The sequence below is a fragment of the Isoptericola sp. NPDC056605 genome (genome assembly GCF_042792795.1).
Classification (GTDB): domain Bacteria; phylum Actinomycetota; class Actinomycetes; order Actinomycetales; family Cellulomonadaceae; genus Isoptericola.
Genome location: NZ_JBHTVT010000020.1, coordinates 79,034 through 96,157 on the forward strand (window position 1 = coordinate 79,034; position 17,124 = coordinate 96,157).

Annotated in this window: 17 protein-coding genes and 3 tRNA genes; 11 read left to right on the forward strand and 9 right to left on the reverse strand. The window is 73.3% G+C overall.

All coding sequences use genetic code 11. The features are described 5' to 3' along the window. Positions 1 to 19: 19 nt before the first annotated feature. Positions 20 to 1,477, forward strand: a complete 1,458-nt coding sequence (gene gltX, locus ACFQ8Y_RS18100) for a glutamate--tRNA ligase (protein ID WP_430586331.1) — start codon at positions 20 to 22, stop codon at positions 1,475 to 1,477. Then, on the forward strand, positions 1,474 to 2,214 hold the full coding sequence (locus tag ACFQ8Y_RS18105) for an HAD family hydrolase (RefSeq protein ID WP_430586332.1): 741 nt from the start codon (positions 1,474 to 1,476) through the stop codon (positions 2,212 to 2,214). Before gltX ends, ACFQ8Y_RS18105 begins: the two co-directional genes overlap by 4 nt. Before the next feature lie 13 nt (positions 2,215 to 2,227). On the opposite strand, the gene ACFQ8Y_RS18110 is transcribed toward ACFQ8Y_RS18105, so the two are convergent. Continuing rightward, a complete protein-coding gene (locus ACFQ8Y_RS18110; RefSeq protein ID WP_430586333.1) occupies positions 2,228 to 3,562 on the reverse strand; it encodes a YeiH family protein in 1,335 nt (444 codons plus the stop codon). On the opposite strand from ACFQ8Y_RS18110, the gene ACFQ8Y_RS18115 reads away from it, so the two are divergent. Further along, complete coding sequence (locus tag ACFQ8Y_RS18115; RefSeq protein ID WP_430550304.1) at positions 3,506 to 4,414, forward strand: LysR substrate-binding domain-containing protein; 909 nt, start codon at positions 3,506 to 3,508, stop codon at positions 4,412 to 4,414. The genes ACFQ8Y_RS18110 and ACFQ8Y_RS18115 overlap by 57 nt on opposite strands. Before the next feature lie 7 nt (positions 4,415 to 4,421). On the opposite strand, the gene ACFQ8Y_RS18120 is transcribed toward ACFQ8Y_RS18115, so the two are convergent. After that, the gene (locus ACFQ8Y_RS18120; protein WP_430586334.1) at positions 4,422 to 5,231 is read right to left on the reverse strand and encodes a class I SAM-dependent methyltransferase; all 810 of its coding nucleotides are present in this window, start codon (positions 5,229 to 5,231) and stop codon (positions 4,422 to 4,424) included. 155 nt (positions 5,232 to 5,386) lie between these two features. Here ACFQ8Y_RS18120 and ACFQ8Y_RS18125 point away from each other — a divergent pair. The 3 genes from ACFQ8Y_RS18125 to ACFQ8Y_RS18135 all read left to right on the forward strand — a co-directional run bounded on the left by ACFQ8Y_RS18125 (position 5,387) and on the right by ACFQ8Y_RS18135 (position 5,746). Next, positions 5,387 to 5,458, forward strand: a tRNA-Gln gene (locus ACFQ8Y_RS18125). A 78-nt stretch (positions 5,459 to 5,536) separates the two neighbouring features. Continuing rightward, positions 5,537 to 5,609 (forward strand) — tRNA-Glu (locus ACFQ8Y_RS18130). Positions 5,610 to 5,673: 64 nt separating this feature from the next. Continuing rightward, a tRNA-Glu gene (locus ACFQ8Y_RS18135) sits at positions 5,674 to 5,746 on the forward strand. 111 nt (positions 5,747 to 5,857) lie between these two features. Here ACFQ8Y_RS18135 and ACFQ8Y_RS18140 read toward each other — a convergent pair. From ACFQ8Y_RS18140 to ACFQ8Y_RS18150, 3 genes are all read right to left on the reverse strand, one after another. Continuing rightward, positions 5,858 to 6,655, reverse strand: a complete 798-nt coding sequence (locus ACFQ8Y_RS18140) for a PH domain-containing protein (RefSeq protein ID WP_430550302.1) — start codon at positions 6,653 to 6,655, stop codon at positions 5,858 to 5,860. A gap of 17 nt (positions 6,656 to 6,672) precedes the next feature. Continuing rightward, the gene (locus tag ACFQ8Y_RS18145; RefSeq protein WP_176168850.1) at positions 6,673 to 6,840 is read right to left on the reverse strand and encodes a hypothetical protein; all 168 of its coding nucleotides are present in this window, start codon (positions 6,838 to 6,840) and stop codon (positions 6,673 to 6,675) included. 167 nt (positions 6,841 to 7,007) lie between these two features. Next, entirely contained in the window at positions 7,008 to 7,727 is a 720-nt protein-coding gene (locus ACFQ8Y_RS18150) for an IclR family transcriptional regulator (RefSeq protein ID WP_079574616.1), read from the reverse strand. A 190-nt stretch (positions 7,728 to 7,917) separates the two neighbouring features. On the opposite strand from ACFQ8Y_RS18150, the gene leuC reads away from it, so the two are divergent. Together leuC and leuD are read left to right on the forward strand one after the other, a co-directional pair. Then, positions 7,918 to 9,393: a 3-isopropylmalate dehydratase large subunit gene (gene leuC / locus ACFQ8Y_RS18155; RefSeq protein ID WP_430550301.1), complete on the forward strand. Its 1,476-nt coding sequence runs from the start codon at positions 7,918 to 7,920 to the stop codon at positions 9,391 to 9,393. Positions 9,394 to 9,431: 38 nt separating this feature from the next. Continuing rightward, entirely contained in the window at positions 9,432 to 10,070 is a 639-nt protein-coding gene (gene leuD, locus ACFQ8Y_RS18160) for a 3-isopropylmalate dehydratase small subunit (protein ID WP_430545816.1), read from the forward strand. A gap of 106 nt (positions 10,071 to 10,176) precedes the next feature. Here the strand turns inward: leuD and ACFQ8Y_RS18165 are convergent, their stop codons facing one another. The 3 genes from ACFQ8Y_RS18165 to ACFQ8Y_RS18175 form a co-directional block, all read right to left on the reverse strand. Then, the gene (locus ACFQ8Y_RS18165) at positions 10,177 to 10,581 is read right to left on the reverse strand and encodes a GntR family transcriptional regulator (protein WP_430550300.1); all 405 of its coding nucleotides are present in this window, start codon (positions 10,579 to 10,581) and stop codon (positions 10,177 to 10,179) included. Beyond that, positions 10,578 to 11,552 (reverse strand): hypothetical protein, encoded by a 975-nt coding sequence (locus tag ACFQ8Y_RS18170; protein ID WP_430550299.1) that lies wholly within the window; start codon positions 11,550 to 11,552, stop codon positions 10,578 to 10,580. Before ACFQ8Y_RS18170 ends, ACFQ8Y_RS18165 begins: the two co-directional genes overlap by 4 nt. A 115-nt stretch (positions 11,553 to 11,667) precedes the next feature. Then, positions 11,668 to 12,531: an LLM class flavin-dependent oxidoreductase gene (locus ACFQ8Y_RS18175; protein ID WP_430586335.1), complete on the reverse strand. Its 864-nt coding sequence runs from the start codon at positions 12,529 to 12,531 to the stop codon at positions 11,668 to 11,670. Between the two features lie 123 nt (positions 12,532 to 12,654). Here ACFQ8Y_RS18175 and rnhA point away from each other — a divergent pair, with 123 nt between their 5' ends. Both rnhA and lpdA read left to right on the forward strand, forming a co-directional pair. Next, on the forward strand, positions 12,655 to 13,074 hold the full coding sequence (rnhA, locus tag ACFQ8Y_RS18180; protein WP_430586339.1) for a ribonuclease HI: 420 nt from the start codon (positions 12,655 to 12,657) through the stop codon (positions 13,072 to 13,074). A 52-nt stretch (positions 13,075 to 13,126) separates the two neighbouring features. After that, the gene (lpdA, locus tag ACFQ8Y_RS18185; protein ID WP_430550297.1) at positions 13,127 to 14,530 is read left to right on the forward strand and encodes a dihydrolipoyl dehydrogenase; all 1,404 of its coding nucleotides are present in this window, start codon (positions 13,127 to 13,129) and stop codon (positions 14,528 to 14,530) included. Positions 14,531 to 14,631: 101 nt separating this feature from the next. Here the strand turns inward: lpdA and ACFQ8Y_RS18190 are convergent, their stop codons facing one another. Next, entirely contained in the window at positions 14,632 to 16,314 is a 1,683-nt protein-coding gene (locus tag ACFQ8Y_RS18190; RefSeq protein WP_430586336.1) for a SpoIVB peptidase S55 domain-containing protein, read from the reverse strand. Positions 16,315 to 16,609: 295 nt separating this feature from the next. Between ACFQ8Y_RS18190 and ACFQ8Y_RS18195 the strand changes: the two genes are divergently transcribed. Continuing rightward, positions 16,610 to 17,083 (forward strand): hypothetical protein, encoded by a 474-nt coding sequence (locus ACFQ8Y_RS18195; RefSeq protein ID WP_430586337.1) that lies wholly within the window; start codon positions 16,610 to 16,612, stop codon positions 17,081 to 17,083. The last annotated feature ends 41 nt before the right edge of the window (positions 17,084 to 17,124 follow it).

Here is a 17,124-nt window from a genome sequence, read left to right on the forward strand (position 1 = left end):
GGCGAACTACGCTGGCCCCGTGATCCCCGCAGCAGGCTCCTCCGCCGTCCGTGTCCGCTTCGCCCCGTCCCCGACGGGCATGTTCCACGTGGGCGGTGCCCGCTCCGCCCTGTTCAACTGGGCGGTCGCCAAGCAGCAGGGCGGCACGTTCGTGCTGCGCGTCGAGGACACCGACGCCGCGCGCAACAAGCCCGAGTGGGTGGACGGCATCCTGAACGCCCTCGCGGCGCTCGGCATGCACGCGGAGGACCCGACGTTCGAGGGCCCGTACTTCCAGTCGCAGAACGTCGAGAAGCACCGCGAGGCCTCGGCCCGCCTGTACGAGGCCGGCCGCGCCTACTACTGCGACTGCACCCGCGACGACGTCGCCGCCCGCACCGGCAACGCGCACTCCGGCTACGACGGCTTCTGCCGCGACCGCGGCCTCACCTACGAGCCGGGCCGGGCGCTGCGCTTCCGCACCCCCGACGAGGGCGAGACGCAGGTCGTCGACCTCATCCGCGGCAACCCGACCTTCCCGAACTCCGCGATGGAGGACTTCGTCGTCGCGCGCGGGGACGGCTCGCCCGTGTTCCTGCTCGCGAACGTCGTGGACGACCTCGACGAGGGCATCACGCACGTCATCCGCGGCGAGGAGCACCTGCCGAACACGCCCAAGCAGCAGCTCCTGTGGGAGGCGCTCGGCGCGCAGCCGCCCACGTGGGCCCACCTGCCCGTGATCGTCAACGAGAAGCGCCAGAAGCTCTCGAAGCGCCGCGACAAGGTCGCGCTCGAGGACTACCTCGCCGAGGGCTACCTGCCCGCTGCGATGGTCAACTACCTCATGCTGCTCGGCTGGGCGCCCGGCAACGACGAGGAGATTCTCCCCTTCGACGAGCTGGTCGAGCGGTTCCGCATCGAGGACGTCAACAGTGCGTCGGCGTTCTTCGACGTCAAGAAGCTGCTGTCGTTCAACGGCGAGTACATCCGCGCGCTGTCCGTCGAGGACTTCGTCGCCGCCGTCGACCCGTGGCTGCACGCCCCGAAGGCGCCGTGGTCGGAGGAGCAGTTCGACGCCGCGGCCTTCGCCGAGGTCGCCCCGCTCGCGCAGTCGCGCGTCGCGCTGCTCGCCGACATCACGGACAACGTCGACTTCCTCTTCCTCGACGAGCCCGTCCGTGACGAGCGGTCGTGGGCCAAGGCGATGAAGGCCGGCGCGGCCGAGCTGCTCGCCGACGCCCGGACGGCGCTCGCGGACCTCGGGACCTGGGAGGCGGAGCCGCTCAAGGAGCTCGTCACCACGGTGGGGGAGCGGCACGGCCTCAAGCTCGGCAAGGCGCAGGCGCCCGTGCGCGTCGCCGTCACGGGCCGCACGATCGGCCTGCCGCTCTTCGAGTCGCTCGAGGTGCTCGGCCGCGAGCGCACGCTCGCGCGCGTCGACGCGGCCCTGGCCCGCCTCGCCGCGGAGGCCGCGACGACCGACGGCGCGACCGCGTGACGGCGCTCGTCGACGGCGTCCTGCTCGACGTCGACGACACGCTCGTCGACACCAAGGGCGGGTTCGCCAAGGCCCTGACCGCCGTCGCCGTCGAGTACCTGCCGCACGTGCCGGCGGACCGCTATCCCGAGCTGCTGGCGCACTGGCGCACCGACCCGGGCGGCCACTACAAGCGCTTCACGCGCGGCGAGACGGACGCCCTCACGCAGCGCCGGCTGCGTGCCGACCTGCTGCACCGCACCTTCGGGGGCGAGCCGGTCACGGAGGACACGTTCGCCGACTGGGACGCGCTCTTCTGGGGCACGTTCGAGCGGTCGTGGGCGGCGTTCGACGACTCCGCGGCGGCCCTCGACGCGCTGCGGGGCTCCGGCGTCAGGATCGGCGTCGTGACGAACGCGTACACCGAGCTCCAGGAGCGCAAGCTGCGTGCCGCCGGCCTCGAGGGCGTCCCCGTGCTGGTGGGCGTGGACACGCTCGGCTACGGCAAGCCGCACCCCGACGTCTTCGTCGAGGGCGCCCGCCGCCTGGGCACCGACGTCGCGCGCACCGCGTACGTGGGCGACGAGCCCACCACCGACGCCCGCGCGGCCCGTGACGCCGGCCTCGTCGGCGTCTGGCTCGACCGTCCGGGCGCGCGCCGCGACGACGAGCACCACGTGGACGCCGACGCCCTGCGCGCCGACGGGATCGTCGTGCTGCCCGGCCTCGCCGGCCTGCCCGCCGCCCTCGGCCTCTGAGCCGACCGCTCGCTCAGGGGGCGAGCACCAGGACGGCGGCGAGCGCCAGCCCCGTGACGACGACGGTGCCCAGGGCGCCGAGCACGAGCGGACGCCGTGCGGTCCGTGCCAGGCGGGGGACGTCGACGCCGGTGCCGAGGGCGAACATGGCGGCGACGAACAGGATCGTCGTGAGCTGCTGGGCGGTGGCGGCGACGACGTCGGGCAGCAGGCCCGTGCTGCGCACCAGCACCGCGGCGAGGAAGCCCAGCACGAACCCGGGGACGAGGGGCGCGCGGCGCCCGCCCGCCCCGGGCGCGACGTCGTCCGGCGCGCCGTCCCGGGGCGCCGCGGTGGCCGCCGCGCGCCGTGAGAGCAGCGCGCCCGCACCGGCGACCAGGGGCGCGAGGAGCACCACCCGCGCGAGCTTGGTGACGGTCGCGGTGGCCAGCGCGGCGGCCGAGACGGTGCCGGCTGCGGCGACCACCTGGGCGACCTCCTGCACGCTCGCGCCGATCCAGAGCCCCGCCTGGTGGTCGGTGAGCCGGAGGGCGCCCGCCAGCGGCGGCAGCACGAAGATCGCGACCGTCCCGTAGACCGTGACGAGCGCGAGCGCCGCGGCCACGTCGTCGCGCAGCCGGGTGGGCGCCGCCGCCCCCGTGCGCGGGTCGCGCTCCAGCACGCTCGTCATCGCGGAGACGGCCGCGGCGCCGCAGATCGAGAACCCGGTCGCGACCAGCAGGGAGGTGGTCCGCGGCACCCGCAGCAGCCGCCCGAGCCCGAGGATCGCGGCGAACGTGCCCGCCACGGTCACGACGACGACGGCGATGCCGCGCCAGCCCAGCGCGAGCACGTCGGGCACGGAGAGCTGCAGCCCGAGCAGCACCACCCCGGCCCGCAGCACGGTGCGCGCCGTCCAGTCGGTGCCGGGACCGACCCGCTCCGCGAACCGCGCGGCGCGGCCGCCCCGGGGGACGAACCGTCCCAGCGCGGAGCCGAGCACCGCGCCGGCCACGAGCGCCAGGACCAGGGGCGACAGGGCCCCGTTCGTCATCGGGGCCAGGAACCGGCTGACGCCGAGCAGGACCACGGTCGCCACGGCGGCCAGCGCGAGGCCGGGACCGAGGCGGGACGCGCCGGGAGGAGTCCGGCGCGTCGGGTCTGCGGTCGGGCCTGTGGTCGGGCCGGTGATCGGGTCTGTGGTCGAGTCTGTGGTCGGCGTGGGAGGGGGGGCGGTGGGCACGTGACCAGGCTCGCGAACCGCCCGGCGACCCGGAAGCGCCAGGTGCCGATCGATCCATAGACTGACGCTATGGCAGACCGTCCACCGCTGGCCGCCCTCGAGCTGCTGGTCGCCCTCGACGCCCACGGCTCGATCTCCGCCGCCGCGCGGGCCGCCGGGGTGTCCCAGCCCACGGCGTCCGCCGGGCTGCACCGGCTGGAGCGGCGGCTGGGCCTCGAGCTGCTGTCCCGCGGGCCGCGCGGCACGGCCCTCACCGCCGTCGGGCGTCAGGTGGCGGAGGCGGCGCGCGACGTCGTGGACGCCACGGACCGCTTCGAGGCCGCGGCCGCCGCCCTGCGGTCCGCACCCGTGCCCGGGCTGCGGGTGGCGGCCAGCCTCACGATCGCCGAGTACCTGGCCCCGCGCTGGCTCGCCGCGTTCGGGCGCGGGGAGCGGGAGCGCTCGGGCACGGCCCCCGACGTCGAGCTCGTGGTGCGCAACTCGCGCGAGGTCATGGAGCTCGTGCTCGACGGTGCGGCCGAGCTCGGGTTCGTGGAGAGCCCGACCGTGCGCCGTGGCCTGCGCTCGCGCACCGTGGCCCACGACGAGCTCGTGGCCGTCGTCGCCCCCGCGCACCCCTGGGCACGACGGCGGTCCGTCAGCCCGGCGGGCCTCGCCGCAGGGGACCTCGTGCTGCGCGAGGCCGGCTCGGGCACCCGCGACGTGCTTGAGGACGCGCTCGGGCAGGCGGGGGTGCGCCTGCCGTCCCACGTCACCGCCCTGGGCTCCACGGCGGCCGTGAAGTCCGCCGTGCGGCACGGGGACGGCGTGACCGTCCTGTCCGCCCTCACCGTGGCCGACGACGTGGCCGCGGGCCACCTCGTGACCGTGCCGATCGCGCAGCTCGACCTCTCGCGTCGCCTGCGGGTGGTGTGGCGCGACGGCGCGTCCCTGTCCGCGCCGGCCCGACGGCTCGCCGCGGTGGCCGGCGCGCGCTGACCGGTGCTCAGCGCCGCCGGGTGCGGTAGGCGGACGTGACGTACGGAAGTTCGACCTCGGCCCGGCCGACGAGGTCGGGGTGCGTGGCCTCCAGCGCGTCGACCTCGGCCAGGCGCGCGGCGCGCTCGTCGTCGGGCAGGGTGAGGAGGAAGCTGCGCGTCCCGGCGAGCACGCGCAGCGCCCCGGCCGGGAGGCGGTCGACCCAGCGGAAGGTGGCGGCCTCGACCGCGGTGAACGGGTCGCCGACGCCGGTCAGAGGGACGTGGCCTGCCGCGGGCTCGAGGCGGTCGCCCCGGTGCAGGATCTCGCCGAACCGCGCGACCCAGTCGACGGCGGTGTCGCGGTCGTTCCAGACGACGCCGAGCGTGCCGCCCGGGCGCAGGACGCGGGCGATCTCGGTCGCGGCGGCGTCGGCGTCGAACCAGTGCCACGCCTGGGCGACGAGCACGGCGTCGACGGACGCGTCCGGGAGCGGGAGGTGCTCGGCGGTGCCCTGGTGGGTGGTGACGCCCGGCAGCCGCGCGGACAGCTCGCCGAGCATGGGCGACGACGGGTCGACGGCGACGACGTCCGTGCCCGCCGCGACGAGGTCGACGACGACCTCGGTGAGCTTGCCCGTCCCAGCGGCCAGGTCGAGGACCCGCCGTGCGCCCGCGGGCAGCAGCCACTCGACGGCGTCCCGCGGGTACGTGGGCCTGACCTGCGCGTACAGGTCGGCGTCCCGGTCGAACGAGGCCGCGCGGTCGGCGTGGTCGTGCGGGTCGCGCCCGGCCGGGGCGGACGAGGGCGAGGGTGACGGGGGAGTCGAGGGGGCCATGCCGCGAGCCTGCCACGGGTGGGGTCGCGGCGTGACGCACGGCACCCTGCACGCGTTTTGGACGACGGCCACCTGTCCGGTAATGTTTTCCGACGTTGGGCCTGACGCCGGCGCTCCGATCACCATGTCGGATTTGCCCGGAAGGCTCGATCCATTGGGGTATGGTGTAATTGGCAGCACGAGAGATTCTGATTCTCTTAGTCTAGGTTCGAGTCCTGGTACCCCAGCGCAGCGCTCTTCACCCGCCTGGTGCGGTGTGTAGAGTTCTCACCGGCACGGAGGTCCTCGAGACCACCGGGTCATAGGCCCCCATCGTCTAGCGGCCTAGGACGCCGCCCTCTCACGGCGGTAACGCGGGTTCAAATCCCGCTGGGGGTACGCAGACCGTCCGTCTCGATGGACGGTCGCACGGTTCGGGTCGCAAGACCGGAGCCAGTTCCAGGCCCCCATCGTCTAGCGGCCTAGGACGCCGCCCTCTCACGGCGGTAACGCGGGTTCAAATCCCGCTGGGGGTACACAGCAGGCATCTCACACGCAAGGCCCGGTCCACGCGGACCGGGCCTTCGTCGTTCCACGGCTCCCGACGGAACCGGCTCAGTGCGGAACCGGCTCAGGGTGGAACCGGCTCAGAGGAACGGGTCGGGCACGATCGCGCCGTCGCTGCGCGGGTGGTCATAACTCGCGCCGGTGGGCTTCCAGGTCACCGGGTGCGCCCCGGCACTGGGCTGGGCCTCGGGCGGGCGGGGCGCCGGGTGGGGCGGCTGCACGGCGATCGGCTGCGTGATGGGACGGGGGCCCTCGGACGTCTCGCGGCCGGGCACGACGGTCGGCGCGCCAGGGGCGCCGTCGGCCGGCCGGGCGGGTCCGCCGCCCAGGTCGTCGTCATCGTCCAGGCGCGAGCCGCCCGGCGTGAAGAGGGTGTCGCACAGGGTGCGGTAGGTGGAGTCCGGGCGCGGGACGTACCTGATGGTGCGCAGGGCCTGGTCCTGGCCGGCGGACTCCATGTCGAAGCGGCCGTAGCCGAGGACCTGGCCCGTGGGGCTGCGCGAGTACCCCATGTCCGTGACCTTCTTCATCGGCATCATCGCGACCTTGTGCACGACGAGCCCGTACAGGAGCAGCAGCCGCTTGTCGGTCGCGACGAACCACTCGTAGCGCCACTCGAGCCACTTCCAGGCGAGGCGACCGGCCACGACGAACCACACCACCCACAGCCACCCCACGGTGGGGCGTACGTCGACCGGGGTCGACATGACGATGGTGCCGATCAGCAGGAACGCGGCGGCCGTCGTCGCGATCGGCTCGAGGAGCAGCGCCCAGTGGTGCCGGGTCGCGACGATGACCCGCTCGTTCGGCAGCACGTACCGACGCAGGTGCGCGTGCGCGCGCACCGCGTCGCGCTGGCGCCTCTCGTCGGTGGTCACGGGGTCTCCGGCCGTCGTCAGTCGGTCAGGTTCGCGAAGAACTGCCCGAAGCTGGAGAACGCGTTGGTGATGAAGTCCCAGATCGCCGTGACGATGTTCGCCGCACGGTCAGGGCTGCTCACGATCGCGTAGATCAGGAAGATCACGACGATCCAGATCAGCAGGGTCTTGGCCTTCGCGGGCATCAGGTCCTCACGCCTCTCGGGTCTCAGGGCAGGGCTGCCCCGTCAGCCAGGAGCGTACTGACCTGGGCGGGGGCCCGACAGCACCGGGCCCGGCGCGCCGCGTGCAGTGGCGGCGGGCCGGGCCCGGCGGTCGGCCCCGCGAGGGGCGGTGGTCAGGGAGGACGTCGTCACTCGCCGGCGCGGCGCAGCACCTCGGTCAGGCGGTTGGCGGCGGAGACGACGGCGGCGGAGTGCAGGCGGCCCGGCTGGCGGGTGAGGCGCTCGACCGGCCCGGAGACGGACACGGACGCCACGACCCGGCCGGACGGCCCGCGCACCGGGGCCGAGACGGACGCGACGCCGAGCTCGCGCTCGGAGACCGACTGCGCCCACCCGCGGCGTCGGACGCCGGAGAGGATCGTCGCGGTGAACACGGCCTCGCGCAGGCCGCGGTGCAGGCGGTCCGGCTCCTCCCAGGCGAGGAGGATCTGCGCCGCGGAACCCGCGTGCATCGTGAGGGTGGCGCCCACCGGGATCGAGTCGCGCAGGCCGACCGGTCGCTCGGCGGCGGCCACGCAGACGCGATGGTCGCCCTGGCGCCGGTAGAGCTGGGCGCTCTCGCCCGTGTGGTCGCGCAGTGCCGTGAGCACGGGGTTGGCCGCGGCGAGCAGCCGGTCCTCGCCGGCCGCCGTCGCGAGCTCGTTGAGGCGCGGTCCGAGAACGAACCGGCCCTGCATGTCGCGGCCCACGAGACGGTGGTGCTCGAGGGCGACGGCGAGGCGATGCGCCGTGGGGCGGGCGAGCCCGGTCGAGGAGACCAGCTGCGCCAGAGTGGCGGGACCAGCCTCCAGAGCGCCCAGCACGGACGCGGCCTTGTCGAGTACGCCGACTCCGCTAGTATCGTCCATAGGACGATATTGACGTCTCAGTCACTGAGATTGCAAGTCGGGGACCGCATCTCACGGGACGGAACCGTCTCGCGGACCGGGCCCTCCGGGGTCCGACCGACGATATCGACCGGTGAGAACGCCGACGAGATCGACCGAGACACAGCACACGCACGAAGGCCGTGGGGACGCGGCGGACGAGGAGCACATGATGGCCGGCACGCTGGCAGAGAAGGTCTGGGAGGCGCACCTGGTGCGTCGTGGCAGCGACGGGGCACCCGACCTCCTCTACATCGACCTGCACCTCGTGCACGAGGTGACGAGCCCGCAGGCGTTCGAGGGTCTGCGCCTCGCCGGGCGCCCCGTCCGCCGTCCCGATCTCACGATCGCGACCGAGGACCACAACACCCCGACGCTCGACATCGACCTGCCGATCGCGGACCTCACGAGCCGCACGCAGATCGACACGCTGCGCAACAACGCCAAGGAGTTCGGCGTCCGCATCCACTCGCTGGGCGACGCCGACCAGGGCATCGTCCACCAGGTGGGCCCGCAGCTCGGCCTCACCATGCCGGGCCTGACCGTCGTCTGCGGTGACTCGCACACCTCGACGCACGGCGCGTTCGGCGCGCTGGCCTTCGGGATCGGCACCTCCGAGGTCGAGCACGTGCTCGCCACGCAGACCCTGCCGCTCGCCCCGTTCAAGACGATGGCGATCACGGTGAACGGCGAGCTGCCCCCGGGCGCCACCAGCAAGGACATCATCCTGGCGATCATCGCCAAGATCGGCACCGGCGGCGGTCAGGGCTACGTGCTCGAGTACCGCGGCGAGGCCATCCGCAAGCTCTCGATGGAGGCCCGGATGACCATCTGCAACATGTCCATCGAGGCCGGCGCCCGCGCGGGCATGATCGCGCCCGACCAGACGACGTTCGACTACCTCCAGGGGCGCCCGCACGCGCCCGAGGGCGAGGACTGGGACGCCGCCGTCGAGTACTGGACGACGCTGCGCAGCGACGACGACGCCGAGTTCGACGCCGAGGTCGTGCTGGAGGCGGCCGACCTCGAGCCGTTCGTCACCTGGGGCACCAACCCGGGCCAGGGCCTGCCGCTGTCGGCCTCCGTGCCGGTGCCGGCCGAGATCGCCGACGCCAACGAGCGCGTCACCGCGGAGCGCGCGCTGGAGTACATGGGCCTGGAGGGCGGCACGCCGTTGCGCGACGTCAAGGTCGACACGGTCTTCATCGGCTCCTGCACCAACGGCCGCATCGAGGACCTGCGGTCGGTGGCCAAGGTGCTCCAGGGCCGGCACAAGGCCGACGACGTGCGCGTGCTCGTGGTGCCCGCGTCGGCGCGCGTGCGCCTGCAGGCCGAGGCCGAGGGCCTGGACGTCATCTTCAAGGAGTTCGGCGCGGAGTGGCGCAACGCCGGCTGCTCGATGTGCCTCGGCATGAACCCGGACCAGCTCCAGCCGGGGGAGCGCGCCGCGTCGACGTCGAACCGCAACTTCGAGGGTCGCCAGGGCAAGGGCGGGCGCACGCACCTCGTGTCGCCGCTCGTCGCCGCCGCCACGGCCATCCGCGGCACGCTGTCGTCGGTCTCGGACCTCGAGTTCGAGGGCGACGTCGACCTCACGACGTTCGACGGCACCCCGCTGGCGCCGCTGTCCGCCCCGTCCTTCGTTTGACCCCCACCCCGTCGCAGAAGATCGTCCAGGAGTTCGTCATGGAGAAGTTCACCACCCACACGGGCGTCGGGGTGCCGCTGCGCCGCACCAACGTCGACACCGACCAGATCATCCCCGCCGTGTACCTCAAGCGCGTGACCCGCACGGGCTTCGAGGACGCGCTGTTCGCCGCCTGGCGCGGCGACCCCACGTTCGTGCTCAACCAGGACGCGTACAAGGCCGGCTCCGTGCTGGTCGCCGGCGCCGACTTCGGCACCGGCTCGTCCCGCGAGCACGCCGTCTGGGCGCTCAAGGACTACGGCTTCCGCGTCGTGCTCGCGCCCCGGTTCGCGGACATCTTCCGCGGCAACTCGGGCAAGCAGGGCCTCGTGGCGGGCATCGTCGCGCAGGAGGACATCGAGATCCTCTGGAAGATCCTCGAGACCAAGCCCGGCACCGAGGTGACCGTGGACCTCGAGGCGCGCACGGCCCACGCCGACGACGTCACCGTGCCGTTCCAGATCGACGACTACACGCGCTGGCGCCTCATGGAGGGCCTCGACGACATCGGCCTCACGCTGCAGCACGAGGACGACATCGCGGCCTTCGAGGCGGAGCGCGCGGCCTGGCGGCCGAAGACCCTGCCGGCCAAGCACCTGCCGAGCGTCCCGATCGAGCCGGCGCGCCCGGTCGGCTGACCCCACCCGCGCCATCGAGCGTGCTGACTCGTTCCTCAAACGGCCTGCTTGAGGCACGAGTCGGCACGCTCGATGCGTTTCCGGTCGCTCGTGCCCCGTGACGGTCCTACGGCGCTCGGTGCGCGGCCAGGGCGCCGCGGACGACGTCGAGCAGGGCGTCGTCGTCGAGTCCCGCGTCGCGCGCCGCGGCGACCAGGGCGTGCGCTCCCGTGACGATCTCGGCGGGCGGGGTGCTGGTCGCGCTCGAGCCCGCCGCGGCGCCCGCGGGGGATGCAGGCGCGACGACGGTGCCCGTGCGGCGCCGGGACACGACGATCCCGGCGGCCTCGAGCTCGCGGTACGCGCGCTGCACGGTGCCGACGGCGATGCCGAGGTCGCGGGCGAGGTCGCGCGACGCGGGCAGTCGGTCGCCGGGCCCGAGCGTGCCGACGGCGACCGCGGCGGCGACCTGTGACCGGATCTGCTCGTAGACCGGGACCGGCGACGCGAGCGAGACGACGAGGTCGCTCATGCGGTGGCCGGGGCGGTCGGTGCGGCCTCCGACGGCGGGGGTGTCGAGGGCGCCGTCGGGCTCGCCGGCCGGGCCGAGGCGGCGAACAGTCCGGCGACGAGGGAGGCGAGGGCGATCGCGACGCCGGAGAACCCCACCACGGCGCCGATCGACACCAGGCCCTGCGTCGGGACGTCGTCGAGCAGCAGGTGGTGGCCCTGGGACTGGACGGCGCTGCCGGCGAGCATGAGGGTGCCGCCCAGGGCGAGGCCGAGGCACACCTGGACCGCGCCCAGCAGCCGGGCGGCGCTCGTGGCGCGTACGGCGTCGTCGTGCCGGGCGGGGACACCGTGCAGCGGTGGGCGGCGGACGATCGCCGTCAGTGCGACGAGCGTCGCCCCGAGGGCGACGGCGAGGCCGAGCAGCATCGGGACGCCGTACGCCCAGCCCGGGTAGGGCCCGGACGAGCCGGCGATCGTGCCTCCGTCCGGCAGCGCGACCGGCCCGGTCGAGAACGCGCGGCCGGTCGGGTCCGCGGTCAGTCCCGTCGCGACCAGCGCGGCCACGACGGCGCCCGCGGTGGCAAGGACGGCGACGAGGCGGGCCCCGCCGAGCGACCTCACGCTGCGGCGGCCCAGCGGCGCGGTGCGCACCTCGCCGGCCGGGCGCGGCCACGTGCGTTCGCCGACCGCGCGGACGGCGCAGAAGACCAGCGCGACCGCGAACGGGGCCAGGGTCTGCGCGAGGCCGGGCGCCGACGCCCGGTCCGGCCAGGTGACCGGCAGCGTGACGAGCGTGAGCGCGGTGACGGCCGCGGCCCCGAGGGCGATCGCCGACATGGTCGCCTCGTGCCGACGGGCCGCGCGGGCGGCCTCCCCGCCGTCGTCGGCAGGATGCTGGGCTGCGAACCGCCGCACGAGCCCGACGAGTGCCACGATGAGCGCGGTCAGCAGCATGACGGTGAGCACCACTGCCGCGACGGTTGCGATCACGAGAACCTCCCAGGGAACGGCGTCGCCGGCCCCACGACCAATGAGTCAATGAGTTGAACCATTGAATTCAACCATCGATGACGGACGCCGTCCAGGGTCGGTTCCCAGGGACGCGTCAGAGCGGCGGCGGCCCCTGGCGCACCCGTTCGAGCAGACGCTCCGGCGTCGCCGCCTCCGGGTCCCACCACGAGTCGACGAACCAGGTCGCGCCGGCGTCCGCGAAGGCGCGGGCCTGGTCGCGGGCCTCGCTCGCGTCGGACGAGAGCAGGCCCGACGCGACGACGTCGAACGGGCCGGCGTCGGGACCGCGCTGCTCGGCGATCCACGCGGTGAGCTCGCGGACGGCGTCAGGGCCGGCCTCCGCCTCCTCCGGCGTCGCGCCGCGGGCCTGCACGACGATCCCGTCCCAGCGCAGGGTGCGGTGCAGGTTCTTCAGCGGCGGGTTCGTCGCGTCCCAGACGCCGACGGGCCAGACGGGGATGCGACCCTGGACCGGGGGAGCGGCGAACCGGAACGGGCCCGTGCGCACCTGCGCGCCGTCGGCCTCGAACGTCTCGCCCGACCACGACGTGCGCAGCCACTCGAGCGTCTCGTCGAGCGCCTGTGCGCGGTCCTTCAGGGCGGTCACCTGCCCCGGGACGGACGTGAAGCCGCGGTCGTCCAGCACCCCGACACCGGCCGGCAGCACGAGGCGCCCACCGGACAGCTGGTCGACCGTCAGGGCGCGCTGGGCCAGCTCCCACGCCCGGTGCCGCGGCACGGCGAAGACCATCGCGCCGAGCGTGATGCGCTCCGTCACGGCCGCGGCGCCCGCGAGGACGGCGAACGGGTCCCAGGCCGTCAGGGCGTCGCCGCCCCAGTCGCCCATGCTCATGCCGTCCCAGCTGAAGAAGCCGTCCCAGCCGTGCTCCTCGCACTCGCGGGCGAGGTCGACGTTCTGCCGCGGGGTGCCGAAGCTGCCGACGAAACCGAACCTCATGTGCGTCTCCTTCGTCGTCCTGGGGTGTGAGCCGACGCTACGTGCGGCGTCCGACACGGCCGTGGAACACGGGGAACGTAGGGTGTGCGGGTGCCTGACGAGATCGAGAAGCCCCTGGTCGAGATGTGGACCGACGGTGCGTGCAAGGGCAACCCCGGCATCGGCGGCTGGGGCGCGCTGCTGAAGTCGGGAGAGCACACCAAGGAGCTCTACGGCGGCGAGACCGTCACCACCAACAACCGCATGGAGCTCACCGCCGTCGTGGAGGCGCTGCGCGCACTCAAGCGGCCCAGCACCGTGGTGATCCACGTCGACTCCTCGTACGTGATGAACGGCATGAGGACCTGGATCGACGGCTGGAAGCGCAACGGCTGGACCACCGCGGCCAAGAAGCCCGTGAAGAACGTGGACCTCTGGCAGGCCCTCGATGCCGAGGTCACGAAGCACGACGTGCGCTGGGTGTGGGTCAAGGGGCACGCCGGCGACCCGGGGAACGAGCGCGCCGACGAGCTCGCGAACCTGGGCGTGGACTCCGTCCGCTAGGTGCGACGGACGTCACGCCGCAGGGGGTGGCGCGCGCTAATAGGCTGGGCCCATGGCTTCCCACTACGACGTCGTCCTCCTCGGGGCTGGCCCCGGCGGCTATGTCGCCGCGATCCGCGCGGCCCAGCTCGGCAAGTCCGTCGCCATCATCGAGGAGAAGTACTGGGGTGGTGTCTGCCTCAACGTGGGCTGCATCCCCTCCAAGGCGCTGCTGCGCAACGCGGAGCTCGCCCACATCTTCAACCACCAGGCCGACTTCTTCGGCATGTCGGGTGACGTGACGTTCGACTTCGGCAAGGCGTTCGACCGGTCCCGCGTCGTCGCGGACGGCCGGGTCAAGGGCGTCCACTTCCTCATGAAGAAGAACAAGATCGCCGAGTACGACGGCCGCGGCACGTTCCGCGACGCGAACACGATCGAGGTGGCGCTCAACAAGGGTGGCACCGAGACGGTGACGTTCGACAACGCGATCATCGCCACCGGCTCGCAGGTCAAGCTGCTCCCGGGCGTCGAGCTGTCCGAGAACGTCGTGACCTACGAGAAGCAGATCATGACGCGCGAGCTGCCCGAGTCGATCGCCATCGTCGGCGCCGGCGCCATCGGCATGGAGTTCGCCTACGTCCTGAAGAACTACGGCGTGGACGTCACGATCATCGAGTTCCTCGACCGTGCGCTGCCGAACGAGGACGCGGACGTCTCCAAGGAGATCGCCAAGCAGTACAAGAAGCTCGGCATCAAGCTCCTGACCTCCACCGCCGTCCAGACCATCAAGGACAACGGCTCGTCGGTCACCGTCTCCTACAAGGGCGTCAAGGACGACAAGCCCGGCGAGATCGTCGTCGACAAGGTCCTCTCCGCCGTCGGCTTCGCGCCGAACGTCGAGGGCTTCGGCCTCGAGAGCACCGGCGTCCAGCTCACCGAGCGCGGCGCCATCGCCATCGACGACCACATGCGCACCAACGTGCCGCACATCTACGCCATCGGTGACGTCACCGCCAAGCTCATGCTGGCGCACGTCGCGGAGGCGCAGGGTGTCGTCGCCGCCGAGACCATCGGCGGGGCCGAGACCCAGACCCTCGGCGACTACCGCATGATGCCGCGTGCCACGTTCTGCTCCCCGCAGGTCGCGTCGTTCGGCCTCACCGAGCAGCAGGCCAAGGACGAGGGCTACGACGTCAAGGTCGCCTCCTTCCCGTTCATGGCCAACGGCAAGGCCCACGGCCTCGGCGACCCCACCGGCTTCGTCAAGATCGTCGCCGACGCCAAGTACAACGAGCTCCTCGGCGCCCACATGATCGGCCCCGACGTCTCCGAGCTGCTGCCCGAGCTCACCCTCGCGCAGAAGTGGGACCTCACCGCCGACGAGGTGGCGCGGAACGTGCACACCCACCCGACGCTGTCCGAGGCGATCCAGGAGTCCATCCACGGCATCGTGGGGCACATGATCAACTTCTGACCGACAGGTCAGACCGGATCTCACGTCAGAGGCCCGGGTCCGCGGAGCTCCGCGGACCCGGGCCTCGTGCTGTCCGGGGTCGTGCTGCCCGTCGCCCGTCCTCAGGAGGTGACGCGGACCTGCAGCTCCCGCTGACCGTTCACGACGCGGGTCATGACGTCGGAGGTCCGGGTCCGCTCGTACGCGGTCCTGCCGCTGCCGATGACGAGGCTCAGCTCCAGCTCGTCGTTGCGCAGGTTGCCCTGCAGCAGCTTCTGGACCGAGTCGAACGACGTCGGGCCGAAGAACTCGTCCTGGAACGAGTTGCCGCCGACGACGGTGACCACACCGCTCTTGCCCTTGAGGCTCTTCGGGATCGTGAAGTCCTGGCGGAAGACCGATCGCGTGGCGCCGTCGGTGCCCAGCAGCTGGGTCCGCAGCACGAGGGTGTGGCCGGCACGGACCTTCGCGGTCTTGCCGGTCACGTCGATCCAGCGGCCGCCCGTGCGCTGCTGGATCTTCACCACGCGGAACCGCTCCCGGAAGTTGCTGACCCTGACCTCGTTGGTCACCCCGGTGAGCTTGACGTTCGAGACGGACGAGAGCGTGCCCACCACGGTCGGGAGGTCGAGGGCGCCCGCGGTGCCGACGTCCTCGGCCGACTGGTACCGGTCGGCGTACCGCAGCCGGAACGGGGTCCCGCTGCGGGTGCCGGTGATCGTCCAGGCCTGCGTCTCGGACCCGCCGGCGATCCCGTCCACCACGCGGTCGTGGTTGGCCATTCCGGCGAGGAGGGTGACGTCCGCGAGGGCGGCCGGGTCCAGCACCTGGGTGGTGCCGGTGCGCGTCTTGCTCCCGTGAGCCACCGTCGACCGGACCGGCGTGGCGGTGGGCGAGGCGCCGAAGGTGCCGGCGATCCCGGCGAGACGGTCGTCGGTGACGGTTCCGCCGAGGTCGCCGAGGTTCGCCACCTTGAACGGCACGCCGAGCGGGTCCTCCTGGACGTAGACCGCGTCGGCGGCCGCCAGCCCGAGGCGGGTCTTGCCCGTGAAGTTCAGCGGGTGCCCGAACGCGACCACCCGGTTGCCGCACACCGAGGTCGCGGTGCCGATGCCGGCGAAGGTGATGTCGCCGTGCGACAGCACCGCGGCCACGTTGCCGCCCGCGACCACGGTGTCGATGCCGGCGGCGGCGGTGCCGCTGGACCGGCCGATGCGGTAGGAGTCCGCCGTCACCAGCTCGCTGCCGCCCGCGGCCTTGACCGCTGTGCGGGCGCGCGCGAGGTCGATCCCGCCGACGCCCATCGGCATCGGCAGCTGGCGTAGACCCTGGGCGGCCTCGGACCGCGTCACGTCGGTCTCGGCGGCGATCCGCGTCGCCAGGCGGGAGGTCACCGCCACCTCGGGCGCGGCCTTCGCGGCGCCGAGGTAGCCCTGCATGTCCTCGAACGGCGTGATGCCCGCGACGGGAGAGCTCCCGAAGGCGAGGCCGTACGCGACCGCGCCGATCAGGCGCCCGTCCTCCGCGTACACCGGGGACCCCGACATCCCCTGCCAGATGCCGCCCGCCGCGTCGATCGCCGGGGAGTGGAGCTCGGCGACGATCATGTCCAGGTCGGGGGCGATGCCGTCCGACAGCACGCCGAGCACCTCGCCCGTGAACGCCTGCGGCGTGGTTCCCTTGCTCACGGACAGCCCGTTGACCGGCGCCCCGCTCACCACCTCGGCGACCGGGAACGGCACGGCGCAGTCGGGGGTGGGCGCCGCCGTCGCCGTCGGGCCGACCGCCACCAGGCCGGCCAGCACCAGCGCGCCGGCGGCGCCGGACGCCGTCAGCCCAGCCGCACGACGACCGCCCCCGGATCCGGGGAGCCGTCGCCGGCCGCGAGCCGCAGGGCGTTCTTCGATGGGGGGAGTGGGCGGCGTCGCCCGGCCGTCCCCTGCGGCAATCTTCGACATTCCGACAGCATCGTCCACCGCGGGTCCCGACGTTCCGATGAGCACGGGTGAAATCGCGGCGCTCGCGCCCTCCGCGGAGCATGCAAGAGCGCCTCGCGTCGCGACATGATGTCGACGAGGGACCGCATCAGGAGGGCCAGCAGTGCCGACGACCAGCGACACGACGCAGCCGCCGGAGCGCGCGCCTCGCCTCCGCCTGCCGCTCTGGGCCGCAGCCGCAGCCCTCGGCATCGTCGCGCTCACCGTCGTCGCCGCCGTCATGGGTCCGCGCGTGTCCGCTCCGCCGCAGGCGTGCCCGGCGATCGGCTACTCCAGCGTGCTCGAGGTGACCCTCGAGGGAGACACGTCCGAGGTGGCGGTGCTCCAGGTGCGCGACGGCGACCAGTGGCAGCCGCCCTATCCGCCGGACGCCGAGGTGCCCGCGATCCCGACGTCGCACGACGGGGACACGTGGACCTTCACGCTCTTCTCCTCGCCGCGCTCGGTCATGCTCCGCGCGCTGGACGACGACGGGGACGTGCTCGCGCGGACGCAGGTCGACCTCGGCTGGGAGCGCGTGGGCGGGACCGCCGAGTGCGGGGGCCCGGCGGAGGCCGAGACCGCCTGGGTGCTCTGACCGCCAGGCCTCCCACGGCGGCGCCCGCCCCGAGCTCGCGC

Bases quoted from the DNA above. Each gene is read 5' to 3' on its own strand.
- ACFQ8Y_RS18165 (WP_430550300.1), bottom strand. From the start codon at position 10,581: ATGAGCGACCTCGTCGTCTCGCTCGCGTCGCCGGTCCCGGTCTACGAG.
- ACFQ8Y_RS18175 (WP_430586335.1), bottom strand. From the start codon at position 12,531: ATGAGGTTCGGTTTCGTCGGCAGCTTCGGCACCCCGCGGCAGAACGTC.
- ACFQ8Y_RS18120 (WP_430586334.1), bottom strand. From the start codon at position 5,231: ATGGCCCCCTCGACTCCCCCGTCACCCTCGCCCTCGTCCGCCCCGGCC.
- ACFQ8Y_RS18115 (WP_430550304.1), top strand. From the start codon at position 3,506: ATGGCAGACCGTCCACCGCTGGCCGCCCTCGAGCTGCTGGTCGCCCTC.
- leuC (WP_430550301.1), top strand. From the start codon at position 7,918: ATGGCCGGCACGCTGGCAGAGAAGGTCTGGGAGGCGCACCTGGTGCGT.
- ACFQ8Y_RS18150 (WP_079574616.1), bottom strand. From the start codon at position 7,727: ATGGACGATACTAGCGGAGTCGGCGTACTCGACAAGGCCGCGTCCGTG.
- lpdA (WP_430550297.1), top strand. From the start codon at position 13,127: ATGGCTTCCCACTACGACGTCGTCCTCCTCGGGGCTGGCCCCGGCGGC.
- rnhA (WP_430586339.1), top strand. From the start codon at position 12,655: ATGTGGACCGACGGTGCGTGCAAGGGCAACCCCGGCATCGGCGGCTGG.
- ACFQ8Y_RS18145 (WP_176168850.1), bottom strand. From the start codon at position 6,840: ATGCCCGCGAAGGCCAAGACCCTGCTGATCTGGATCGTCGTGATCTTC.
- leuD (WP_430545816.1), top strand. From the start codon at position 9,432: ATGGAGAAGTTCACCACCCACACGGGCGTCGGGGTGCCGCTGCGCCGC.